The 22,154-nt window shown below is 61.6% G+C and carries 21 protein-coding genes; 17 read left to right on the top strand and 4 right to left on the bottom strand.

The window, feature by feature from the left end:
* The first annotated feature begins 254 nt into the window (after window positions 1-254).
* The 5 genes from HNO82_RS19945 to HNO82_RS19925 all read left to right on the top strand — a co-directional run bounded on the left by HNO82_RS19945 (window position 255) and on the right by HNO82_RS19925 (window position 4,116).
* Window positions 255-1,001: a GntR family transcriptional regulator gene (locus HNO82_RS19945; protein ID WP_008332731.1), complete on the top strand. Its 747-nt coding sequence runs from the start codon at window positions 255-257 to the stop codon at window positions 999-1,001.
* Window positions 1,002-1,053: 52 nt separating this feature from the next.
* The gene (locus tag HNO82_RS19940; protein ID WP_008332732.1) at window positions 1,054-1,836 is read left to right on the top strand and encodes a transporter substrate-binding domain-containing protein; all 783 of its coding nucleotides are present in this window, start codon (window positions 1,054-1,056) and stop codon (window positions 1,834-1,836) included.
* Window positions 1,837-2,076: 240 nt separating this feature from the next.
* Window positions 2,077-2,748, top strand: coding sequence for an amino acid ABC transporter permease (locus tag HNO82_RS19935; protein WP_008332733.1), 672 nt, complete (start codon window positions 2,077-2,079; stop codon window positions 2,746-2,748).
* Window positions 2,745-3,401 (top strand): amino acid ABC transporter permease, encoded by a 657-nt coding sequence (locus HNO82_RS19930; RefSeq protein ID WP_008332734.1) that lies wholly within the window; start codon window positions 2,745-2,747, stop codon window positions 3,399-3,401. The genes HNO82_RS19935 and HNO82_RS19930 overlap by 4 nt, the downstream gene beginning before the upstream one ends.
* Window positions 3,382-4,116, top strand: coding sequence for an amino acid ABC transporter ATP-binding protein (locus HNO82_RS19925; protein ID WP_008332735.1), 735 nt, complete (start codon window positions 3,382-3,384; stop codon window positions 4,114-4,116). Before HNO82_RS19930 ends, HNO82_RS19925 begins: the two co-directional genes overlap by 20 nt.
* A 109-nt stretch (window positions 4,117-4,225) precedes the next feature.
* Here HNO82_RS19925 and HNO82_RS19920 read toward each other — a convergent pair whose 3' ends face one another.
* On the bottom strand, window positions 4,226-4,771 hold the full coding sequence (locus tag HNO82_RS19920) for a hypothetical protein (RefSeq protein ID WP_175344864.1): 546 nt from the start codon (window positions 4,769-4,771) through the stop codon (window positions 4,226-4,228).
* Between the two features lie 302 nt (window positions 4,772-5,073).
* On the opposite strand from HNO82_RS19920, the gene HNO82_RS19915 reads away from it, so the two are divergent.
* From HNO82_RS19915 to puuE, 5 genes are all read left to right on the top strand, one after another.
* A complete protein-coding gene (locus HNO82_RS19915; protein ID WP_175344863.1) occupies window positions 5,074-6,132 on the top strand; it encodes an adenosine deaminase in 1,059 nt (352 codons plus the stop codon).
* A gap of 442 nt (window positions 6,133-6,574) precedes the next feature.
* Window positions 6,575-7,315 carry a GntR family transcriptional regulator gene (locus tag HNO82_RS19910; protein ID WP_008332749.1) on the top strand — a complete coding sequence of 247 codons (741 nt, stop codon included), beginning with the start codon at window positions 6,575-6,577 and terminating at the stop codon, window positions 7,313-7,315.
* A 220-nt stretch (window positions 7,316-7,535) separates the two neighbouring features.
* On the top strand, window positions 7,536-8,987 hold the full coding sequence (locus tag HNO82_RS19905) for an NCS1 family nucleobase:cation symporter-1 (protein WP_008332751.1): 1,452 nt from the start codon (window positions 7,536-7,538) through the stop codon (window positions 8,985-8,987).
* Between the two features lie 39 nt (window positions 8,988-9,026).
* Window positions 9,027-9,761, top strand: a complete 735-nt coding sequence (locus tag HNO82_RS19900; protein WP_175344862.1) for an aspartate/glutamate racemase family protein — start codon at window positions 9,027-9,029, stop codon at window positions 9,759-9,761.
* A gap of 64 nt (window positions 9,762-9,825) precedes the next feature.
* Complete coding sequence (gene puuE / locus HNO82_RS19895) at window positions 9,826-10,758, top strand: allantoinase PuuE (protein WP_008332755.1); 933 nt, start codon at window positions 9,826-9,828, stop codon at window positions 10,756-10,758.
* 220 nt (window positions 10,759-10,978) lie between these two features.
* On the opposite strand, the gene HNO82_RS19890 is transcribed toward puuE, so the two are convergent.
* Together HNO82_RS19890 and HNO82_RS19885 are read right to left on the bottom strand one after the other, a co-directional pair.
* Window positions 10,979-12,226, bottom strand: coding sequence for a urate hydroxylase PuuD (locus HNO82_RS19890; RefSeq protein ID WP_175344861.1), 1,248 nt, complete (start codon window positions 12,224-12,226; stop codon window positions 10,979-10,981).
* 304 nt (window positions 12,227-12,530) lie between these two features.
* Window positions 12,531-13,355, bottom strand: a complete 825-nt coding sequence (locus HNO82_RS19885) for an outer envelope protein (protein ID WP_034351360.1) — start codon at window positions 13,353-13,355, stop codon at window positions 12,531-12,533.
* A gap of 695 nt (window positions 13,356-14,050) precedes the next feature.
* Between HNO82_RS19885 and HNO82_RS19880 the strand changes: the two genes are divergently transcribed.
* The 7 genes from HNO82_RS19880 to HNO82_RS19850 all read left to right on the top strand — a co-directional run bounded on the left by HNO82_RS19880 (window position 14,051) and on the right by HNO82_RS19850 (window position 21,709).
* The gene (locus tag HNO82_RS19880) at window positions 14,051-15,091 is read left to right on the top strand and encodes an ABC transporter substrate-binding protein (RefSeq protein WP_175344860.1); all 1,041 of its coding nucleotides are present in this window, start codon (window positions 14,051-14,053) and stop codon (window positions 15,089-15,091) included.
* Window positions 15,092-15,136: 45 nt separating this feature from the next.
* Complete coding sequence (locus HNO82_RS19875; RefSeq protein WP_008332765.1) at window positions 15,137-15,922, top strand: ABC transporter ATP-binding protein; 786 nt, start codon at window positions 15,137-15,139, stop codon at window positions 15,920-15,922.
* A gap of 27 nt (window positions 15,923-15,949) precedes the next feature.
* Window positions 15,950-16,729 carry an ABC transporter permease gene (locus tag HNO82_RS19870; protein ID WP_008332768.1) on the top strand — a complete coding sequence of 260 codons (780 nt, stop codon included), beginning with the start codon at window positions 15,950-15,952 and terminating at the stop codon, window positions 16,727-16,729.
* Window positions 16,730-16,906: 177 nt separating this feature from the next.
* Window positions 16,907-18,457 (top strand): ABC transporter ATP-binding protein, encoded by a 1,551-nt coding sequence (locus HNO82_RS19865; RefSeq protein ID WP_175344859.1) that lies wholly within the window; start codon window positions 16,907-16,909, stop codon window positions 18,455-18,457.
* Window positions 18,450-19,544: an ABC transporter permease gene (locus HNO82_RS19860; protein WP_175344858.1), complete on the top strand. Its 1,095-nt coding sequence runs from the start codon at window positions 18,450-18,452 to the stop codon at window positions 19,542-19,544. The genes HNO82_RS19865 and HNO82_RS19860 overlap by 8 nt, the downstream gene beginning before the upstream one ends.
* Window positions 19,545-19,560: 16 nt before the next feature.
* The gene (locus tag HNO82_RS19855) at window positions 19,561-20,481 is read left to right on the top strand and encodes an ABC transporter permease (protein WP_008332772.1); all 921 of its coding nucleotides are present in this window, start codon (window positions 19,561-19,563) and stop codon (window positions 20,479-20,481) included.
* Window positions 20,482-20,569: 88 nt separating this feature from the next.
* Complete coding sequence (locus tag HNO82_RS19850; RefSeq protein WP_008332774.1) at window positions 20,570-21,709, top strand: BMP family ABC transporter substrate-binding protein; 1,140 nt, start codon at window positions 20,570-20,572, stop codon at window positions 21,707-21,709.
* 91 nt (window positions 21,710-21,800) lie between these two features.
* On the opposite strand, the gene HNO82_RS19845 is transcribed toward HNO82_RS19850, so the two are convergent.
* Window positions 21,801-22,076 (bottom strand): HigA family addiction module antitoxin, encoded by a 276-nt coding sequence (locus HNO82_RS19845; protein ID WP_175344857.1) that lies wholly within the window; start codon window positions 22,074-22,076, stop codon window positions 21,801-21,803.
* Between the last annotated feature and the right edge of the window lie 78 nt (window positions 22,077-22,154).

Raw genomic sequence — 22,154 nt, 5'->3', positions numbered from 1 at the left:
GCGCTGCACAAAAGCGGGGCAGCCAGCGCCCGCCTGAAATGGGGTCAGGCGCACCAAAAGCAGGCAATAGCGATGCCTGAACCTTCATTTGAGTGTTGCCGCACCGCATCAGCGCCATCGATGCCACCGTGACCACGCTGCCACACCTGCCGCAAACCCTTGCCACATCGACCTCTGGCCGCCAATAATCGTCGCGGCTTGTTGTATGCCAATCTTGTATATCAGTGTGGCACACAACTTGCTGATGAGAGCTCATGAGCATCGATCCTTCCGCCAAGTCGTCGTCGCAGATTGCGGTCCGCATCACCGAGGCCATCCTCGCCAAGCAACTGGCGCCGGGGACCCGGTTGGGCGAACAGCAACTGGCCGACCTGTTCAGCGTCTCGCGCACCCAGGTACGCGAAGCGCTGACCCGGCTCATGGCGCGCGGCATCGTCACCGTCAGTGCGCGGCGCGGCTGGTTCGTCATCGAGCCGACTGCCGAACAGGCGCGTGAAGCCTTCGAGGCGCGCCGCGTGATCGAGCTGGGCCTGCTGCGCCAGGCGCGTGTGCGCCCCATCAGTGCCCAGGCCATCGGCCAGCTGCGCGATCACATTGCACGCGAGGAGGCCGCCATTGCCGGGGCCGACGTGGGAGCACGCAGTTATCTGCTGGGCGACTTCCATGTCTGCCTGTGCGAATGCCTGGGCAACTCGCTGCTGTCGGAGACGCTGCGCGACCTGACCGCACGCACCACGCTCACGGCCATGCTGCACCAGTCGTCGGAACAGGCCGAGGATTCGTGTTCGGAACATGTATTGATCGTCCAGGCGCTGGAGCGCGGCGATCTGGAACAGGCGGAGCAACTGATGCAGGACCACCTGCAACACGTGGAATCAGGGCTCACCCAGGTGCGCAGCAGCGATCCGCTGGAACCGCTGCGGCAGGCGCTGGCGTCCGTCTCGCGGCAGGGGGCCGCCGGCGAGAGCGGACCAACGCGTCAGGAAAACAAACGGCCTTAGCCAGCGCATCGCACGGGCCACTCATCAACGTAGTCAACCAAGGGAAACTGCTATGAAACTGACCAAACTCCTGCTCGGCCTGATGGCCGGCGCCATGATGTTCTCCGCTTCGGCCGCCCGTGCCGACGCCCTGGACGATATCCAGAAGCACGGCACGCTGCGCGTGGCGGTGCCGGCGGACTTCCCGCCGTTCGGCTCGGTCGACAGCGACCTCAAGCCGCAGGGTCTCGACATTGACGTGGCCACCCTGATCGCCAAGAAGATGGGCGTGAAGGTCGAACTGATCCCGGTCTCCAGCGCCAACCGCATTCCCTACCTGACCACCAAAAAGGTCGACCTGGTCATCTCCAGCATGGGCAAGAATGCCGAGCGTGAAAAGGTGATCGACTTCAGCACTGCCTATGCTCCCTTCTTCAATGGTGTCTTCGGCCCGGCCGACCTGCCCGTCAAGAGTGCAGCCGATCTGGCCGGCAAGACCATTGCGGTGACCCGTGGCTCGGTGGAAGACCTGGAACTGACCAAGATCGTGCCCGCCTCGGCCACCGTGAAGCGCTACGAGGACAACAACAGCACCATCAGTTCCTTCCTCTCCGGTCAGGTGCAGCTGGTGGCCACCGGCAACGTGGTGGCTGCCGCCATCATCGCCAAGAACCCGCCCAAGAAGCCCGAGACCAAGTTCCTGATCAAGGATTCGCCTTGCTTCATCGGTCTGAACAAGGGTGAGAAGAAGCTGCAGGACAAGGTCGATGCCATCCTGGCCGAAGCCAAGAAGGATGGCAGCCTCAACGCCATCTCGCAGAAGTGGCTGGGCCTGCCCCTGCCGGCTGGCCTGTAATTTGCTGTATTGCCGTATTGCCGTATTGCTGCACACCTCGGGGGGTGCAGCAATACAGTGGCCAAAGAGCTCCGGTACAGTCTCGACACGACAGCAATACAGTAGCAGTACAGTAAAAATATAGTAGCGATACCTCCGCAATACAGCAGCAATACAGCAGCAATACAGTTTGATCCAGGCAGCAGGCAGGCGGACAACCCGGCAAACGCAGCATTTTCGAGGCAGGGCAGACACGACATCATGGCTTATCAATTCGATTTTCTTTCCACGCTCGACTACACCGACGTCATCGTCAAGGGAGTGGCGACCACCATCGAGCTCATCGCCATCGGCGGCGTGCTGGGCGTGGCCGTGGGCATCTTCGGTGCCTGGGCGCGCACGCAGGGGCCGGGCTGGCTCAAACCCATCGTCAGCGGCTATGTGGAGATCATCCGCAATACGCCCTTCCTGGTGCAGTTGTTCTTCATCTTCTTCGGTCTGCCTTCGCTGGACATCCACATCAGTGAAATCACGGCGGCGATCCTGGCCATGGTGATCAACCTGGGTGCCTACAGCACCGAAATCATTCGTGCCGGGGTGCAGGCGATTCCGCGCGGACAGATCGAGGCGGCGCAATCGCTGTCGATGTCGCGCGGGCAGATCTTCCGCCACATCATCCTGCGTCCGGCGCTGCAGAAGATCTGGCCGGCACTGTCTTCGCAGGTGGTGATCGTCATGCTGGGCTCGGCCGTGTGTTCGCAGATCGCGGTGGAAGAATTGTCCTTCGCGGCCAACTACATCCAGGGCCGCAACTTCCGCGCCTTCGAAGCCTACATCGTCGCCACCGCCCTCTACCTGGTGCTGGCCATCCTGCTGCGCCAGCTGCTGCGCCTGATCGGCAACTACTTCATCACTGCCCGGAGGTCCGCATGATCTCGTTTACCACCTGGGACATCGTCCGCAACCTGATGCTGGCGTGGCGCTGGACCATTCTCCTGTCACTGGTCACCTTTCTGCTCGGCGGCACGCTGGGCCTGATCATCCTGTTCATGCGCACCTCGCGCCAGAGCTGGCTGCGCATGACGGCGCGGCTCTACATCGAACTGTTCCAGGGCACGCCGCTGCTGATGCAGTTGTTCCTGGTGTTCTTCGGCATCGCGTTGTTCGGTCTCGAAGTGCCTGCCTGGCTGGCGGCGGGACTGGCGCTGATGTGCTGGAGCGCCTCCTATCTGGCCGAGATCTGGCGCGGCTGCGTGGAAGCCATTCCCAAGGGGCAGTGGGAAGCCTCCTCGGTGCTGGCCATGGGTTACTTCCAGCAGATGCGCTACATCGTGCTGCCGCAGGCTTTCCGCATTGCGATTGCACCGACGGTGGGATTTGGCGTGCAAATCATCAAGTCCACTGCGGTGACCTCCATCATCGGCTTCATCGAATTGTCCAAGGCCGGCACCGTCATCACCAACGCCACCTTCCGCCCCTTCACGGTGTTTGCCATCGTGGGTGCCTTCTACTTCGTGCTTTGCTGGCCGCTGTCCAAGTACAGCCAGTCTTTAGAAAGGAAATACAATGCCGCTCATCGCCATTGACAACGTCAAGAAACGCTTCGGCGACAACGAAGTCCTCAAAGGCATCAGCCTGGACGTCGAACCGGGTGAAGTGATCGCCATCATCGGCAAGAGCGGCTCGGGCAAATCCACCCTCCTGCGCTGCATCAACGGCCTGGAGAGCATCGACGAAGGCAACATCAGCGTGGCCGGTGCCAAGCTGGGGGCGAGTGAACTGGAACTGCGCAACCTGCGCCTGAAGGTCGGCATGATCTTCCAGCAGTTCAACCTGTTCCCGCACCTCTCGGTGGGTCGCAACGTGATGATTGCGCCGATGATCGTCAAGGGCACGACCGAAGCCGAGGCCATGGCCATTGCCAAGGCCAATCTGGAGAAGGTCGGACTGGGTCACAAGTTCGATGCCTATCCGGATCAACTCTCCGGCGGCCAGCAGCAGCGCGTGGCGATTGCGCGTGCGCTGTCGATGAATCCTCAGGCGCTGCTATGTGACGAGATCACTTCGGCGCTGGATCCGGAACTGGTCAACGAAGTACTCACCGTCATGCGCGGCCTGGCCAAGGAAGGCATGACGCTGCTGATGGTGACGCACGAGATGCGTTTTGCACGCGAGGTGTGCAACCGCCTGGTGTTCATGCACCAGGGCAAGGTGCATGAAATCGGACCGCCGGAAGAATTGTTCGGCAATCCCAAGACGCCGGAATTGCAGCAGTTCATCGGGATGACGCAGGGGGCTTGAAGCGGCAGCCGAAAGATCGTCAGAAAAAAGCCGAAGGCATGTTTTGCCTTCGGCTTTTTCATTCTTGGTCGGGGAGCATGCAGCCTCCCCCTGGAGAAGAGCCGGGATATCACCGTGCCACTTCACACACCTTGCTGTCATTCTCATAAAACACCACCGGCCCCGTAGTGAACCGGTCCTTGGGAATGGACACCATCAGATAGTCCTTGACGCGGTACGAGGCACCCGAAGCAGGTGCGCGGTAGAGATAGTTCAGGCGCAGGGAGCCATCGCGCAAACGCACCGACAGCGGGGTGAAGATGTGTGGACGCTCGGCCGCATCCGGAGCGGTCATGCTGCGCGCCACCACCAGATATTGCTTGCGTTCGAAATGATCGGCCGAGGGACCGAAGGGGCGCTTGTCCTCCATCACCGGTGCCGGCTGCATCCAGCGGTCCCAGTCGGCGCGGCTGCGGATGAGGGCGCAGAAGACCGGCTGGCGCTGCTCATCCCAGTTCTTCAGGAACCCCTGATACGAACCGCTCAGGACAGTCTTGTAAGGCACGACCGTCGGGTCCTCGGGATCCGTCCACGGCATCATGGAACAGCCCGCCATGGCCGCCAGTACGGCGCCACCCAAGACCCACTGCATGCTTTGCGTGATCGACTTGCGCATTCGTTTCCCCCAAGAAGCTTAGCATTTAAACATGGCTGGCCCGATGCTGGCGAGATTTAGTTGCATCCCGGCCAAAGTCCCGCCCCGCGGGAGGCACAGCACTGCTGCTCAGAGCCCATGGCACCTCATTTGGTTCAGTGACCTGACGGCCTTTGGCTTTGTGGAGCCAGGTATGCGATTTGCGTGATAATGCGGGGTCCGGAAGGCGGCTATGCTGGCGCGGCGAGGTGTCGCGCGGTGCCAAGGAACACTCTCCCTGCGCACGCCTTCCCTGTTTCTGCCATTTTTGAAGGGTCGTTTCCATGAGCTCAGCTGTCATTTCTTCCTCCGCTACCGGCGCCGCGCTGGACGGTTTCATCGCCGGTCTGCCGAAAACCGAACTGCACCTGCACATCGAAGGCACGCTGGAACCCGAGCTGATGTTCGCCCTGGCCCAGCGCAACAACGTCGCCCTGCCCTACGCCTCGGTAGAGGACCTGCGTGCGGCCTACAACTTCAGCGACCTGCAGTCCTTCCTCGATCTGTACTACGCTGGTGCCAACGTGCTGCGCACCGAGCAGGACTTCTACGACATGACCGCCGCCTACATCGCACGTGCGCAAGCCGACAACGTGCGCCATGCCGAGATCTTCTTCGATCCGCAAACCCATACCGAGCGCGGCATTCCCATTGCCACCGTATTCGCCGGCATCGCCGCCGCCCTGCGCGATGCGCGCCGCCGCGATGGTTTCGGTAGCGTCATGATCATGTCCTTCCTGCGCCACCTCTCGGAAGAGGACGCCTTCGCCACCCTGGAAGCGGCACTGCCGCTGCGTGAGCAATACGCCGACCTGTGGCTGGGCATCGGCCTGGATTCTTCCGAACGCGGCAACCCGCCGGAGAAGTTCGAACGCGTCTACGCGCGCTGCCGCGAACTGGGCTTGCGCCTGGTGGCCCATGCCGGTGAAGAAGGTCCGGCCGCCTACGTGATCGGCGCACTCGACGTGCTGCACGTCGAACGCATCGACCACGGCGTGCGCAGCGAGGAAGATCCGGCCCTGATGCAGCGCCTGGCGCAACAGCGCACCCCGCTGACGGTGTGCCCGCTGTCCAACCTCAAGCTGTGCGTGGTCAAGGACATGGCCGAACACAACCTGGCACGCCTGCTCGATGCCGGCCTGGCCGTAACCGTCAACTCCGACGACCCGGCCTACTTCGGCGGCTACATGAACGCCAATTACCACGCCGTCACCCGCGCGCTGAACCTCTCGCGCGAGCAGGTGCTGCAACTGGCCCGCAATGGCATCGATGCCTGCTTCCTCTCCGACGAAGACAAGACCACCCTGCATCAGGAGCTGGAACAGTACGCCGCCAGCCACTGAGCAAGCCACGTCGTCAATCACCACGCCCGGCCCTGCGCCGGGCGTTTTCGCATCCCCGACGGTCAAGCACACTTCTTGCATGAGTGTGCGTGGGGATTGGCAACGGTCCGGACGCCGTTTTGCGGCGCACCTCCTGCGCCATTGACCACACATTTTTGCCGCAATCGAACACACAGATTGACAACAATTTCTGAAATAAAGATTACGCCATGCAGCATGGGCTCCACTATTGGCTACAAGGGAAGATTGCGTTATCGGCGCTGCGCCGCAGCATCGAAAGTCTTGCCTGCGCTGACCCAAAGCGGGTCACACGCCTCTCTTTTTGGTGCAGAATGAGCCCCATTTTGTTGCAAATATTTTTTCAGATTGTTGACGATCCATGCGCCTCGTTGTTGACCGGCAAGACCCTCCCGATAGTCATTCCAGCCAGAGCATGAGCATCATGAACAAAGCCAGCAAAACCGCACGCTCCCCTGCCGCCCCGGCGCGTGCCAGTGCGCGCGAGCGCGAAAGTACGGGCGCGGTGGAGGAAAGGATGTACCAGGACATCTACGACGCCATCATGGAACATCGGCTGCCGCCGCGAACCAAGTTGACCGAGCAGACCCTGTGCCAGATCTACGATACGGCCCGCCACACGGTGCGCAAGGTACTCTCGCGCCTGGCCTCGGAGGGCATGGTCGATCTGGAGGCCAACCGTGGCGCCTTCATCGCCAGTCCTTCGCATGCCGAGGTGCGCGACATGTTCGAGCTGCGCAACATCCTCGAACACGCAGTGCTGGAGAAGGTCGGACGCGAGGCCGGTACGCGCCAGATTGCCGGCTTGCGGCGCATGGTGGAAGAGGAGCGGGATTGTTACCTCAACGGTGACCGGCCGCGCTGGATCCGGCTTTCCGCCCAGTTCCACCTGGCGCTGGCGGAGCTGACCGGCAATGCGCTGCTGGTGGAGACGCTGCGCAAGCTGGTCTCGCGCACCACGCTGATGATCGCCAAGACGGAGGCACCGGGCCACAACGCCTGCTCCTTCGATGAACACGAGACCGTGCTGGAAGCGCTGGAAAAAGGTGACGTTGCCGCTGCCCAGTCGCATATGGCACATCACTTGCATTTGTGCGAGGACCGGGTGCGGCCGGATGCGGATGATCAGTTCGATCTGCGCGCCGTGCTCGGCAAGGGACTGTGACCCACGGGCCGGCGCGCACACCCTGACCTTTCCGACAGGAAGCGTCAGGAAGATGGAAGAAGGAAGTGAGAAACAGAACAGGGCCACGTCGCGCGGCTCGATGCAGACCGTGTGACCACCACCATGCCGACAAGAGCATGCAGGAAGTCCGTTGAACAGCCCGGCTGAGGCCGGGCGTGATTCGTTTCGCCCCACCCTTTCTCTTTGATGGAGACCGGCCATGACTACCGATGCTTCCCCCTCCGCTGCACCCGGCGCCTATATCGCCGGCGCCGACGACGCGCGCCTGATCAATGAAGACCTTGCCCCGCTGAAGAAGCAGACCTGGGGTTCCTACAACATCTTTGCCTTCTGGATGTCCGACGTGCACAGCGTGGGCGGCTACGTCTTTGCCGGCAGCCTGTTCGCACTGGGCCTGACCAGCTGGCAGGTGCTGATCTCGCTGCTCATCGGCATCAGCATCGTCTATCTGCTGTGCAATCTGGTGGCGCGTCCCAGCCAGGCGCATGGCGTGCCCTATCCGGTGATGAGCCGGCTGTCCTTTGGCGTCCTGGGTGCCAACGTCCCTGCCATGATCCGCGGCCTGATCGCGGTGGCCTGGTACGGCATCCAGACCTACCTGGCCTCGGCCGCCTTCGTGGTGGTGGTGCTGAAGTTCTTCCCTGAACTGAAGCCCTATGCCGATGTTCACGTGCATTCCTTCGCCGGTCTCTCTACGCTCGGCTGGGGCGGCTTCCTGCTGCTGTGGGTGCTGCAGGCGCTGGTGTTCTGGAACGGCATGGAAACCATCAAGAAGTTCATCGACTTTGCCGGTCCGGCGGTCTATGTGGTCATGTTCATCCTGGCCGGCTGGATGATCTACAAGGCCGGCTGGCAGAACGTCGGCCTGAACCTGGGCGAGATCAAGTACAGCGGCTGGGCGGCAGTCTCGGTGATGATTACGGCCATCTCGCTGGTGGTGTCCTATTTCTCGGGGCCGATGCTCAACTTCGGCGACTTCTCCCGCTACTGCCATACTTTCGCCGATGTGAAGCGCGGCAACTTCTGGGGCCTGCCGGTCAACTTCCTGGCGTTCTCGATAGTAACGGTGGTGACCACTTCGGCCACCATTGCCGTGTTCGGTGAACTGATCACCGACCCGGTGGAAACGGTCTCGCGCATCGACAGCACCACGGCTGCGGTGATTGGCGCGCTGACCTTCCTGACGGCCACCATTGGCATCAACATCGTGGCCAATTTCGTCTCGGCGGCGTTCGACTTTTCCAATCTCTCGCCCAGCCGCATCAGCTGGCGTGCCGGCGGCATGATCGCGGCCACCGCGTCGATCTTCATCACGCCCTGGAACCTGTTCGGCAACCCGGAAGTGATCCATTACACGCTCGATGTGCTGGGGGGCTTCATTGGCCCGCTGTACGGCATCCTGCTGTCGGACTACTACCTGGTCAAGCAGCGTCAGGTGAAGGTCGAGGATCTCTACACCATGCGTCCTGAAGGCCGCTACTGGTACACCAATGGCGTCAACCGTGATGCGGTCAAGGCGCTGGTGCTGGCCGCTGCCGTCTGCGTGGCCTGCGTGATGCTGCCGCAGCTGCGTAAAGCAGCGGACTTCTCCTGGTTCATCGGTGCGGCGCTGGGCGCGGTGTTTTACCTGATGTTCGCGCGCAAGCGCTGAGCGTCGCTGACCTGGACTTCATTGCATCAAGGAACAAGCATGCGCATCAAGCTGATCAATCCCAACACCACCATGAGCATGACCGAGGCCATGACGGCCTGTGCCCGCCAGGTGGCGGCCCCCGGCACCGAGATCATGGGCGTGAGTCCGCAGATGGGACCGGCCTCGATCGAGAGCCACTATGACGAGGCGCTGGCCGTGCCGGGGCTGCTGCAGGAAATCGAGCGGGGTGAGCGCGAGGGCGTGGATGCCTACGTGATTGCCTGTTTCGGCGATCCTGGTTTGTCAGCGGCGCGTGAGCTGGCGCGGGGACCGGTGATCGGGATTGCGGAAGCGGCGATGCACATGGCCAGCCTGGTCGCGCCCTCCTTCTCGGTGGTGACCACGCTGGCGCGCACCAGCGGCATGGCCTGGCATCTGGCCGAGCGTTACGGCATGCAGCGTTTTTGCCGTAAGGTGCGGGCCTGCGAGATTGCGGTGCTGGAGCTGGAGAATCCGGCGTCCGATGCGCGGGCGCGCATTACCGAGGAGTGTCGGCGGGCACTGGCCGAGGACGGGGCCGAGGCCATCGTGCTGGGCTGTGCCGGCATGGCCGACCTGTGTGCGGCCATTGGCCGCGACATTGGTGCGCCGGTGATCGATGGCGTGACCGCAGCGGTCAAGCTGGCGGAGTCGCTGGTGGCACTGGGGTTGGGCACGGCCAAGGGTGGTGAATGGGCGCGGCCCTTGCCCAAGGCTTATCATGGATTGCTCAGCGGTTTTGCCCGTGTCTGATTTTCCATGCGGTGCTGTTGTCCGGCGCTGCGATTTCTTTTCTTGACAGCCAAACGAAGAACTTATGTCACAGCAACAAACTTATCCTCGCGACCTGGCCGGTTATGGCCGCAACCCGCCGCATGCGCGCTGGCCTGGCCAGGCGCGGGTGGCTTTGCAATTCGTGCTGAACTATGAGGAGGGCGGCGAGAATTGCGTGCTGCACGGTGATCCTGCGTCGGAGCAATTCCTTTCCGAGATCGTGGGGGCGGCGGCTTATCCGGCGCGGCACATGTCGATGGAATCGATTTACGAATATGGGTCGCGGGTGGGGGTGTGGCGCATCCTGCGGGAGTTCGAGAAGCGTGGTCTGCCGATGACGATCTTTGGCGTGGCCACGGCCTTGCAGCGTTCGCCTGATGTGACCCAGGCGTTCCAGGAATTGGGGCATGAGATCGCTTGCCATGGCTTGAAGTGGATTCATTATCAGAACATGGATATTGAGACCGAGCGGGCGCATATGCAGGAGGCGGTGCAGATTTTCCGTGAGCTCACCGGGAGCGCGCCGCTGGGCTGGTATACGGGGCGGGATTCGCCCAATACGCGGCAGCTGGTGGTGGAACACGGTGGCTTTGCGTATGACTCGGATTATTACGGGGATGATCTGCCGTTCTGGATGGAGGTGGAAACCAGTGCCGACGTGAAGGTGCCGCATCTGGTGGTGCCTTATACGCTGGACTCCAATGACATGCGGTTTGCTACGCCGCAAGGTTTCAACACCAGCGAGCACTTCTACCAGTACCTGAAGGATAGTTTCGACGTGCTCTATGAAGAGGGTGAAGAGGCTCCGAAGATGCTATCCATCGGGATGCACTGCCGCCTGCTCGGACGACCCGGACGATTCCGTGCTCTTCAACGCTTCCTCGATTACGTGCAGTCACACGACAAGGTCTGGATTTGCCGACGCATCGATATTGCTGAACATTGGAAGAAGACGCATCCTTTTTCGGAGCGCTGATTTAATTTTTGGCGGTACTTTTTTAGTTCGGCGGTGGTTTTTAGGTTTGGGGTAGTCTGCACGGAATGCTTTTCTGCGCTCTAGCTTAATGCCTATCTTTCTCCGTTCCGCCCGGAGAGAGAAAATAATTAAGCTAGAGCGCAGGAAAGAGGCCCGTGCAGACTACCCAAAAACAAAAAACCAACAACCAAGCCCGCCAAGCCAAACCAGACCCCAAACATCACTTAACGGGAGCACCATTTTCAAACCACTTCCCGATGATGGCGCGTTCATCATCGGTGATATGGGTCATGTTCCCGAGAGGCATGGCCTTCTGCACGACGGCCTGTTGATAAATCTGTTGTGCATGCTGGGAGATATGTTCAGGAGAGTCCAGCAAGATGCCTTTGCCGGGAACGGGCATGAGGGTAGGTTGAGCGGCATGGCACTGAATGCAGCGTGCCTGGATGACTTGTTGAACCTGAGCGAACGATCCGACGGGTTCATTGCTGGCTGCGGCGGTCGCCGATGTATTGTCGGCTGAAGGAGCTGCGGCGGCCGCTGGCTTGGCCTGCATGGCCGGACTCATCCACAGGATCACGGCCAGCAGCAAGCCCACGGCGATTCCCGGGTACCACCAGTTGTAGACGCCCTTGTGCCGCAACACGAAGAACTGCCGGATCAAGGCACCGGCGGCCATGATGCACAACAAGACCACCCAGTTATGCGGCGCGCTGTAGGTCATGCTGTAGTGATTGGACAGCATGGCAAACAGCACTGGCAAAGTGAAGTAGGTATTGTGGACGCTGCGCTGCTTGCCCCGCTTGCCGTGAATTGGATCAGGCGCCTGCCCGGCTCGCATGGAAGCCACCATCTTGCGCTGCCCCGGAATGATCCACACCAGCACGTTCGCGCTCATGATGGTCGCCAGCGAAGCCCCGCTGATGAGGAAGGCAGCGCGCCCCGAGAACAGATGACAAGCCGCCCACACCGACACGATCACCTGCAAGCCCACCAACAGATTGACCAGACGATCCGCCCCCGGCCGATCCCCGATGGTGCTACAGATCGCGTCATAGATCAGCCAGTTGAAGACCAGGAAGGCAATCGCCGTTCCACCCGCCATCGACGCCGACATGTCGAACACATTGCGATCCACCAGGAACACGTTCGCATTGAAGAGATACAGCAGCGAGAACAAGGCAAAGCCTGACAGCCACGTACTGTAGGACTCCCAATAGAACCAGTGCAGATGCTCCGGCAATACCTTGGGTGCAAGAAGATACTTCTGCGGATTGTAGAAACCGCCCCCATGCACCGCCCACAACTCGCCCCCCACCCCCTTCTCCTTCAACTCCGGATCGGTCGGTGCCACCAGACTGTTGTCCAGCCAGACGAAGTAGAACGAAGACCCGATCCAGGCAATCGCCGTGATCACATGCAGCCAGCGCAGCAGCAGATTGAGCCAGTCAAGTAAGTATGCTTCCATGATGCTCCGCTCTCAAATCCCTATCGATGACGAAGGCCGCAACACGCGCACCTCCACCCTGTTCAAAACCCAGCAATTAGATATCAGCCCGACCGATACCATATGCCTGCAAACATATAGACAGCATATGTCTGCACCCATATCAATATGAGCACGCCCGGCCCCACCTGCTGCTATACAGTGTAGCCAATCGCCACCCGACTCACATGTCACTGCTTGCACTGCACCGGACGCCCAACAAAAATGCCGGATCCGAAGACCCGGCATCGCCATGATGCTGCAAGCAGCCGGATCGACCGGACGCTTAGAAGTGGTACTCGGCGCGCACCATCGGGGTCTTGGCCAGCGAACCGGCGACAGTGTTCGGATTGCCGAACTTGTTGCGCCAGTACTGGTACTCCAGACCCACGCGCAGCTTGTTCTTGCCCAAGCCCATGGAGGTACCCAGGTCATACATGACCTGACCATCGAAGTTCACTTCGGGCGAGGTCGGACCACCGAACTCGTTCTTGCCCTTGGCCGCAATATAGTTCATGTAGCCTTCGAAGGCCCAGCCCGAACCACCCAGCGGGATACCCCAGGCCAGGTTCAGCATCGGGTGAGTAGCGTACTCGTAGCGACTCGTCACACCGATGGGCTTGTTGCTCTCGAACAGCGCCAGCACGCTCACGTTCAGGAAACCAGGCACATCCATCATCAGGGTCGGACCGACCACCCACATGCGCTTCTTGGAGGCGTAGCTGTTGTCGTTCTTGGTGTTCCAGTCAAAGCCCAGGGTCAGACCGACACCACGTGCCGGTCCGAAGGAAAGGTCCTTGCCGCTGATCTTGCCGATATCCAGGGTATTGCGATAGACGACGTAGAATTCCGTGGCATTGTCATTCTTGTTGTCCGACAGCAGCATGTCGATGTTGAGGAAATTGGTACCGTACTTGTAACCATCGGAGTGCTGGAGGTTGACGATGTTCTTGCTGATGTCCTTCGAATTGAAGGGCTCGGCAAACTTCGTGCCGTAACGGTAGCCGATCGAGGTGTCCGACCAGTCCAAGGCATGAGCCGACATGCTGATTGCGGACGAAGCAACCACCGCCGCCATCATCCAGTACTTCCCCTTGATACCCTTCTTCATAAGTTTCTCCCTGTATTGCTTGTCTAAAAAAAATGGCTGTTGATCCGGTGCCCGGTTCGCATCCTGCGGCGCACTGCGCTCTCCCCGCCACAGCATCGAGATCCGGACACCTCGTGTGCTTGCCTTCGTCAAATCAGGTCTGGCCCATTGCTGACAGCGCTGCCGACACCCGCACCGACGGCAGCGTTTACGCAAAGCCCGTGCCAGCCCCCAGACCGGCCCCTCCGGCCGACACGCGGCCATGCCCAACGCGAGTGAACTGCCGCCCCGATGGTCAAGGTCGCGCGCGCGCCGGGGCGCAATCCTAGCCGAGTCCGGCCACTTTCCCAAGCCCTCTCACCACTTTCCCCAGCTTGGCTACTCGCATTGTCGACAATCACAACAAGCCGATGCGATACGACAAAAGCCCCCAGGAGGCGCACACCATCGGCCTTCCAGCCCTGCAAGTCCATTTTTTTTAGTGCATCTTTTTCTACTTAGGTGCAGACAAGCACCAAATTGTTGCAAATGAATTTTTTGATTGTCGACAAAAATAACGGGTGCTGTCGATCATCCGGCCCGGCTCTTGCCGACGTCCTTGCGCCTGCAACGGCAGGGCAAGGAGCGCGGACGCGAACTGTCCCCAGGCTTGGCACATTAAATGCTATTGAAGCTGCGGGATCCGACATTCAAACGACCAGGGAAGGAAGTCCACCGTGCAATCCAGCAAGCTCTTCAAACTCGGCATCAGCCTCTTCAGCCTCATGCTGGCCGCCAGCTCCTCGCTGGCCCAGGCGCAGGACACCAAGATCAAGTTCCAGCTGGACTGGCGCTTCGAAGGGCCGGCCGCCCTGTTCCTGGTGGCCAAGTCCAAGGGTTACTTCGCGCAGGAAAAACTGGATGTCACCATCGACGCCGGCAACGGTTCGGGCAACGCCGTCAATCGCGTGGCCTCGGGCACCTATGACATGGGCTTTGCCGACATGGCCGCCCTGATGGAATTCACGGCCAACAACCCCGATGCCCCTGGCAAGCCGGTGGCGGTCATGATGGTCTACAACGACACGCCGGCGGCCGTGTTCTCACTCAAGAAATCCGGCATCAAGAAACCGGCCGATCTGGCCGGCAAGAAACTGGGCGCACCGGTGTTCGATGCCGGTCGCCGTGCCTATCCCATCTTTGCCAAGGCCAATGGCCTGGACGCCGCCAAGGCACAGTGGACCAGCATGGACCCGCCGCTGCGCGAGACCATGCTGGCGCGCGGCGACGTGGATGCCATCACCGGCTTCTACTTCACCTCGCTGCTGAACCTCAATGCGCGCGGCATCAAGGATGACGACATCAACGTGATGATGTATCCGGACTACGGCGTGCGCCTGTATGGCAATGCCATCATCGCCTCCGACACCATGATCAGGAACAAGCCGGAAGCCATCAAGGGCTTCCTGCGCGCCTTCGCCAAGGCCAGCCGCGACGTGATGGCCAACCCGGAAGCGGCCATCAAGGTCTTGAAGGAACGTGACGGCCTGATTGACGAGAAACTGGAACTGCGCCGCCTGAAGCTGGCCATCGCCAGTGCCATCGCCACGCCGCACGCAAAATCGGAAGGCTATGGCCAGGTCTACGGCCCGCGCCTGACCCTCATGGCCTCCCAGGTTTCGGACGCCTATGGCACCAAGACCCGCGTCAACGCCGACAAGATCTGGAATGGCAGTTTCCTGCCGTCCAGGACCGAGCTGGACGTGTTCCCCAAGTAAATCATTTATATCGTTTACTCAACCCATCTTCACCCGACTGCATTCATGAGCGAACCCTTCGTCGATTTCCGCCACGTCTACCTGGCCTATGATGGCGCCGCCGACTTTGCGGTGGAAGACATCGACCTGCAGACCCGCGCCGGTGAATTCATCGCCATCGTCGGGCCCTCCGGCTGCGGCAAGTCGACCTTCATGAAACTGGCCACGGGCTTGAAACAACCCAATCGCGGCAGCGTGGTGATCAATGGCCAGACGGTCAGCGGGCCGCTCAAGTTCGTCGGCATGGCCTTTCAGGCGCCCACCCTGTTGCCGTGGCGCACGACACTGGAGAACGTGCTGCTGCCGCTGGAAATCGTCGAGCCCTACCGGCACGACTTCAAGCAAAAGAAGGCCGAATACATCGAGCGTGCAAAGAAGTTGCTCAAGACCGTGGGGCTGGACGGTTATGCCGACAAGTTTCCGTGGCAACTCTCGGGTGGCATGCAGCAGCGTGCCTCGATCTGCCGCGCGCTGATCCATGAACCCAAGATGCTGTTGCTGGACGAGCCCTTCGGCGCGCTCGATGCCTTCACCCGCGAAGAACTGTGGTGCGTGCTGCGCGACCTGTGGGCCGAGCGCCGCTTCAACGTCATCCTGGTCACGCACGACCTGCGCGAGGCGGCCTTCCTGGCCGACACCATCTACGTGATGAGCAAGCGGCCAGGCCGTATCGTGGTTCGACGCGACAATCCGCTGCCGCGCCCCTGCCCGCTGGAAACCACCTATACCGACGGCTTCAACGCGCTGGTACATGAGCTGCGCGAGCACATCGGCCACGTGCGCAATACCTGACCACCCACGGCCCGGCCAAGGAAACTCATGAAAACTCCGTTCAACGGCAAACTCAATCGCGCCGCCACCACGCTGGCGCCCTGGTTCCTCCTCGTCGCCATCCTGGGCGTGTGGCAGTTCATCTGCAGCGTGTGGCAGGTCTCCGACTTCATCTTCCCCAGTCCGGCCTCCATCCTGCAGGCCATGGTGGATTACGCCGGCCCGATTACCGAGCACGCGCTTTCTACCTTTTGGGTCACCATGGTGGGCTTCGCCATCGCCGTGGTGGTCGGTGTGACGCTGGGCCTGGTGATCGGATCTTCACCCATGCTGTATGCCGCCGCCTATCCGCTCATGACGGCCTTCAATGCCTTGCCCAAGGCGGCTTTCGTGCCGGTGCTGGTGGTCTGGTTCGGCATCGGTGCGGGACCGGCGATCCTGACAGCCTTCCTGATTTCCTTCTTCCCGATCATGGTCAACATCGCCACCGGCCTGGCCACGCTGGAACCGGAGCTGGAAGACGTGTTGCGGGTACTGGGTGCACGCCGCATGGACATCCTGCTCAAGGTCGGCCTGCCGCGCTCCATGCCCTACTTCTTTGCCTCGCTGAAGGTGGCCATCACGCTGGCCTTCGTGGGCTCGACCGTCTCTGAAATGAATGCCTCCAACCAGGGCATCGGCTACCTGCTGGTCTCGGCCGGCTCCTCGATGAAGATGCCGCTGGCCTTTGCCGGGCTGGTGGTGATCGGTGCCATGGCCATGGCCATGTACGAGCTCTTTGCCATCATCGAGAAACGCACCACCGGTTGGGCGCATCGCGGAAAATGAGGTAAATCCGGCTTTGCGCTGCCGTCGCGGCGGAAATCCCGGCAAAAGCGGTATGCGGCGCAGCGCAATTTGTCTATGATGTCGCGCGTGCGAGCCGCCGGGGGCGCTCGCGGTGGCCGCAGGCACGCGGACCGCTGCAATACGACATGACGACAACCATCACCACAGGGAAATCACGTGAGCGCAGTTCCACTCCGTCTTGAAATCAACCAGGTACGCAAGGCCTATCCGGGCGTGCTGGCCAATGACGATGTCAGCCTGGCGGTGGCGCCCGGCGAGATCCACGCCGTGCTGGGGGAGAACGGTGCGGGCAAGTCCACCCTGATGAAGATCATCTTCGGCGCGGTCAAGCCCGATGCCGGCGAAATCCGCTGGAACGGAGAGGCGGTACAGATCGCCAATCCGCAGGTGGCGCGCAAGCTGGGCATTGCGATGGTGTTCCAGCATTTCTCGCTGTTCGACACCCTCACCGTGACCGAGAACATCGCCCTCGGTCTGGACGCCAGGACCGATCTGAAGGAACTGGCCGAACGCATCACCCGCACCGGCGAAAAATACGGCCTGGAGCTGGAACCGCAGCGCCACGTCCATACCTTGTCGGTCGGCGAGCGCCAGCGCGTGGAGATCGTGCGCGCCCTGCTGACCGAACCGCAACTGCTGATCCTGGATGAGCCGACCTCGGTGTTGACGCCGCAGGCGGTGGAGAAACTCTTCGTGACCCTGCGTCGCCTGGCCGATGAGGGTTGCAGCATTCTCTACATCAGCCACAAGCTCGACGAGATCCGCGCACTGTGTCACAGCGCCACCGTCATGCGCGGTGGCCGCGTGACCGGCAACTGTGATCCGCGCAATGAAAGCAGCGCCAGCCTCTCGCGCATGATGATCGGTGACGAACTGGTGCGCCTGCAGCGCGAGCGCAATCCGGATTCGCTGCGCAACGAGCGCAAGCTGCACGTGAACCGTCTCTCGCTGCCCAAGGCGCATCTGTTTGCCACCGAACTCAAGGACATCGAATGCGAAGTGCGCGCCGGTGAGATCGTCGGCATCGCCGGGGTCTCGGGCAACGGCCAGCAGGAACTGCTGGCGGCGCTGTCCGGGGAAGACCAGCGCGCCGCCCCCAACATGATCCTGCTGGCCGGCAAGGCAGTGGGCAATCTCTCGCCCAATCCGCGCCGCGCGGCGGGTCTGGGCCTGGTGCCGGAAGAACGCCTGGGACGCGGCGCCGTGCCGACTCTGTCGCTGACGGCCAACATGCTGCTGTCGCATCAGAAGGCCTCTTACGTGAAGCGCGGCATGATCGATTTCGGCTTCACCCGCCGTGCGGCGGCATCCATCATCGAGCGTTTCAAGGTCAAGGCGGCAGGACCGGATGCGCCGGCCAAGAGCCTCTCGGGCGGCAATCTGCAGAAATTCATCGTCGGCCGCGAAATGGAGCGCAAGCCTGCGGTCTTCGTGGTTGCCCAGCCGACCTGGGGTGTGGATGTGGGCGCGGCGGCCCAGATCCATGGCGAAATCTTGAAACTGAAACAGGAAGGTTGTGCCGTGCTGGTGATCTCGGAAGAACTGGATGAATTGTTCGCCTTGTGCGATCGCCTGCACGTCATCGCCAAGGGGCGCCTGTCGCCCTCCATTCCGATTGAACAGGCCACGCGCGAGCAGGTCGGCGTGTGGATGAGCGGCTTGTGGGATGAACCGGCGGCAGCCGCTACGGAGGTGCGTCATGGCTGAACGCTTGAGCTTCCCCCTGCGACTGGAACTGCGCGGTGCGCCGTCCAGGACCATGACCTATCTCTCGCCGGTGATCGCCATCATCGCCACGCTGTTGCTCGGTGCGCTGCTGTTCCTGGCGCTGGGCAAGGATCCGCTGGCCGGGCTGAAGGTGTTCCTGGTCGATCCCTTCAATGGCAAGCGCGCCATCAGCGAACTGCTGTTGAAATCGGTGCCGCTGATCCTGTGCGCACTGGGGCTGGCAGTGTGCTTCCGCGCCAGCATCTGGAATATCGGTGCCGAAGGCCAGTTCACGGTCGGTGCGCTCTGTTCGGGGGCCATGCTGGTGTGGCTGGATGTGCCGGGGCATGGCATCTCCGGCGGCATGGGGCTGGTGCTCATGATCGTGGCCGGTATCATCGGCGGGGCCTTGTGGGCAGCCATCACGGCCTTCCTGCGCGACCAGTTCAATGCCAATGAGATCCTGGTGTCGCTGATGCTGACCTATGTGGCGCAGCTGCTACTGATGTGGGCCGTGAACGGTCCGCTGAAGGATCCCAATGGCATGAACTTCCCGCAGTCCAAGGTGTTCTCCAGCGAATTCATGTTGCCCATGCTGATATCCGGCACGCGCCTGCACATCGGCTTTGCGGTGACCATCGTGGCGGCCGTATTGATGGCGATCTTCATGATGCGCAGCCTGCGCGGCTTCTCGCTCATGGTCGGTGGCGTGGCCCCGCATGCGGCGCGCTATGCGGGCTTCTCGGCGCGCTCGGCCTTGTGGGTGTCGCTGCTGATTTCGGGTGCCTTTGCCGGGCTGGCCGGAGCCTTCGAGATCGCCGGTCCGATCGGCCAGTTGTTGCCCTCGGTGTCGCCGGGCTATGGCTTTGCGGCCATCATCGTGGCCTTCATCGGACGCCTGCATCCCATCGGGGCAATCCTCGGCGGTCTGATCATGTCGCTGCTGTATCTGGGCGGCGAGCTGGCGCAATCGCGTCTGGGGCTGCCCTCGGCCATCACCGGGGTGTTCCAGGGCATGCTGCTGTTCTTGCTGCTGGCCTGCGATACGCTCATCGATTACCGCCTGGCGTGGAAAAAGAAAGTCTAAGGAATCAGGACAGGACATGGAACAACTCGCTCCTCTCATCGCAGCCTCCATCAATGCCGGCACCCCCCTGCTGCTGGCGGCCATCGGGCTGTTGATCAATGAACGCTCCGGCGTGCTCAACCTGGGCGCCGAGGGCATGATGCTGGTGTCGGCCATCGCCGGCTTTGCGGTCGGCTATGCCACCAAGAGCCCGCTGCTGGGATTTGCTGCCGGGGCGGTGTGCGGCATGCTCATGGCCACGCTCTTTGCCTGGCTGGCGCTGCGCCTGGCCACCAACCAGGTGGCCACCGGCCTGGCGCTGTCGATCTTCGGTGCTGGCCTGTCGGCGTTCGTGGGCCAGCGCTTCGTTGGCCTGGCACTGCCGGCGCAACCGAATTCGATTCCGCTGCTGGGCGATATTCCCTTCCTGGGACAGGCGCTGTTCCATCAGCACTGGATGAGCTATGTCGCCTTCGCACTGTGCCTGGCCAGCATCTGGTTCCTTTATCGCACGCGCGCCGGGCTGGTCTTGCGCGCGGTGGGCGAGTCGCCTGAATCGGCGCACGCACTGGGTTATTCGGTGCGCGGCATCCGCTATCTGGCGCTGCTGTTCGGCGGCGCCTGCTGCGGCCTGGCCGGCGCCTACATGTCGCTGGTCTATACCCCGATGTGGGTCGAGGGCCTGGTGGCCGGCCGCGGCTGGATCGCGCTGGCCCTGACCGCCTTCGCCACCTGGCGTCCGGCACGGGTCTTGCTGGGGTCGCTGCTGTTCGGTGGCGTCACCATCGCCCAGTTCTACCTGCAGGGCATGGGGGTGACGGTGCCCTCGCAGATCCTGTCGATGGCACCTTACCTGGCCACCATCGTGGTGCTGGCGCTGATCTCGCGCAACCCTGACTGGATCCGCCTGAACATGCCGGCCTCGCTGGGCAAACCGTTCCGCCCGGGGGCTTCCTAAATTTTTTATATCATTTATATCGTTTATTTCGTTTAGTCGTTTTTGTAGCAGCACCTGCATTTATCCACTGACCTTGAGGGAGAACACAATGAAGATTTCGCGCAGGGCATCCTTGACGATGCTCGCCACCCTGGCGGCGGCAACCCTGATCGGTTGCGGCAAGAAGGAAGAACCTGCTGCCGCCGCGCCCGCTGCTGCGCCGGCTGCAGCTGCTCCGGCGGCTGATCCGCTGAAGGTCGCCTTCGTCTACATCGGCCCGGTCGGTGACGCCGGCTGGACCTTCGCGCATGACAAGGGTCGCAAGGCGGTCGAAGAGAAGTTCGGCGACAAGGTCAAGACCACCTTCGTGGAAAACATCCCTGAATCCGCCGCCGACGCCGAGCGCGTCTTCCGCCAGCTGGCCACCGATGGCAACAAGCTGATCTTCGGCACCACCTTCGGCTACATGGAAGCCATGCTCAAGGTCGCCAAGGAATTCCCGGACGTGAAGTTCGAACACGCCACCGGCTTCAAGACCGCCGACAACCTGGCGCAATACGACGTGCGCACCTATGAAGGCGCTTACCTGGCCGGCGTGGTCGCGGGCAAGATGAGCAAGTCCGGCAAGCTGGGCGTGGTGGCCTCGGTGCCGATTCCGGAAGTGATCCGCAACATCGACTCCTTCACCCTGGGCGCACGTTCGGTCAATCCGAAGGCGACCACTGCCGTGGTGTGGGTCAACAAGTGGTTCGACCCGGGCAAGGAACGTGAAGCGGCCACCACCCTGATCGGTCAGGGCGTGGACGTGCTCATGCAGAACACCGACTCGGCCGCCGTAGTGCAGACCGCGCAGGAAAAGGGTGTGTATGCCTTCGGCTGGGACAGCGACATGACCAGCTTCGGCCCCAAGGCCCACCTGGCCGCCTCGATGATCAACTGGGGCGTGTACTACACCGCCCGCGTGCAGGCCGTGCTGGATGGCACCTGGAAGAGCAGCACCAGCTGGATCGGCCTGAAGGACAACGGCATCGACCTGGCTGCCTTCAATCCTGACCTGCCGGCCGACGTGAAGACGCTGGTCGAAGAGCGCAAGAAGGCCATCATCGACGGCAGCGCGCCGATCTGGAAGGGTCCGATCAAGGACAATACCGGCAAGGAAGTGCTGGGCAAGGATGCCGTGGCGGATGACGGCTTCCTGCATGGCATCAAGTTCTACGTCGAAGGCGTGGACGGCAAGGTACCGGGCTGATCGATGGCCCATGCCGGGCGCTGCCGTCCGGCGCCCGGACCGCGTTTGGTGAAGACCGCTGGCATCGTGAGGTGCCGGCGGTTTTGCATTGTCATGCCGTAATGCGTTCGATCACGGGACGCGCCAGCTTGCCGGCTTCATGCAGGTCATACTGCAATTGAATCCCGGCCCAGAGCTCGGGACTGGTGCCGAAGGCTGCCGCCAGTCGATAGGCCATGTCCGGCGAGATGCCGGCAGCGCCATTGACGATCCGCTGCAGCGTGACACGGGCGACGCCCAGGCGCATGGCTGCTTCCGTCGCGGTCATCTCACCCAGATATTCCCTCAGGACCGCGCCCGGGTGCGGCGGGTTGAACATGCGCGTCATGACTGACCTCCGTTGATTTGCATTAGGGCCTGTTCACATTCAATCTGTGAGTGCGAGAGGTCGCCAAGCGTTGGCTGC

This window comes from Herbaspirillum sp. C9C3 (assembly GCF_013359625.1).
In the GTDB taxonomy this organism is placed as follows: Bacteria; Pseudomonadota; Gammaproteobacteria; order Burkholderiales; family Burkholderiaceae_D; genus Herbaspirillum.
This window is presented reverse-complemented; position numbering and strand designations above follow the sequence as displayed.

Coding starts and splice junctions, on each gene's coding strand:
- HNO82_RS19945 (WP_008332731.1), top strand. CDS start 255: ATGAGCATCGATCCTTCCGCCAAGTCGTCGTCGCAGATTGCGGTCCGC.
- HNO82_RS19940 (WP_008332732.1), top strand. CDS start 1,054: ATGAAACTGACCAAACTCCTGCTCGGCCTGATGGCCGGCGCCATGATG.
- HNO82_RS19935 (WP_008332733.1), top strand. CDS start 2,077: ATGGCTTATCAATTCGATTTTCTTTCCACGCTCGACTACACCGACGTC.
- HNO82_RS19930 (WP_008332734.1), top strand. CDS start 2,745: ATGATCTCGTTTACCACCTGGGACATCGTCCGCAACCTGATGCTGGCG.
- HNO82_RS19925 (WP_008332735.1), top strand. CDS start 3,382: ATGCCGCTCATCGCCATTGACAACGTCAAGAAACGCTTCGGCGACAAC.
- HNO82_RS19920 (WP_175344864.1), bottom strand. CDS start 4,771: ATGCGCAAGTCGATCACGCAAAGCATGCAGTGGGTCTTGGGTGGCGCC.
- HNO82_RS19915 (WP_175344863.1), top strand. CDS start 5,074: ATGAGCTCAGCTGTCATTTCTTCCTCCGCTACCGGCGCCGCGCTGGAC.
- HNO82_RS19910 (WP_008332749.1), top strand. CDS start 6,575: ATGAACAAAGCCAGCAAAACCGCACGCTCCCCTGCCGCCCCGGCGCGT.
- HNO82_RS19905 (WP_008332751.1), top strand. CDS start 7,536: ATGACTACCGATGCTTCCCCCTCCGCTGCACCCGGCGCCTATATCGCC.
- HNO82_RS19900 (WP_175344862.1), top strand. CDS start 9,027: ATGCGCATCAAGCTGATCAATCCCAACACCACCATGAGCATGACCGAG.
- puuE (WP_008332755.1), top strand. CDS start 9,826: ATGTCACAGCAACAAACTTATCCTCGCGACCTGGCCGGTTATGGCCGC.
- HNO82_RS19890 (WP_175344861.1), bottom strand. CDS start 12,226: ATGGAAGCATACTTACTTGACTGGCTCAATCTGCTGCTGCGCTGGCTG.
- HNO82_RS19885 (WP_034351360.1), bottom strand. CDS start 13,355: ATGAAGAAGGGTATCAAGGGGAAGTACTGGATGATGGCGGCGGTGGTT.
- HNO82_RS19875 (WP_008332765.1), top strand. CDS start 15,137: ATGAGCGAACCCTTCGTCGATTTCCGCCACGTCTACCTGGCCTATGAT.
- HNO82_RS19870 (WP_008332768.1), top strand. CDS start 15,950: ATGAAAACTCCGTTCAACGGCAAACTCAATCGCGCCGCCACCACGCTG.
- HNO82_RS19860 (WP_175344858.1), top strand. CDS start 18,450: ATGGCTGAACGCTTGAGCTTCCCCCTGCGACTGGAACTGCGCGGTGCG.
- HNO82_RS19855 (WP_008332772.1), top strand. CDS start 19,561: ATGGAACAACTCGCTCCTCTCATCGCAGCCTCCATCAATGCCGGCACC.
- HNO82_RS19850 (WP_008332774.1), top strand. CDS start 20,570: ATGAAGATTTCGCGCAGGGCATCCTTGACGATGCTCGCCACCCTGGCG.
- HNO82_RS19845 (WP_175344857.1), bottom strand. CDS start 22,076: ATGACGCGCATGTTCAACCCGCCGCACCCGGGCGCGGTCCTGAGGGAA.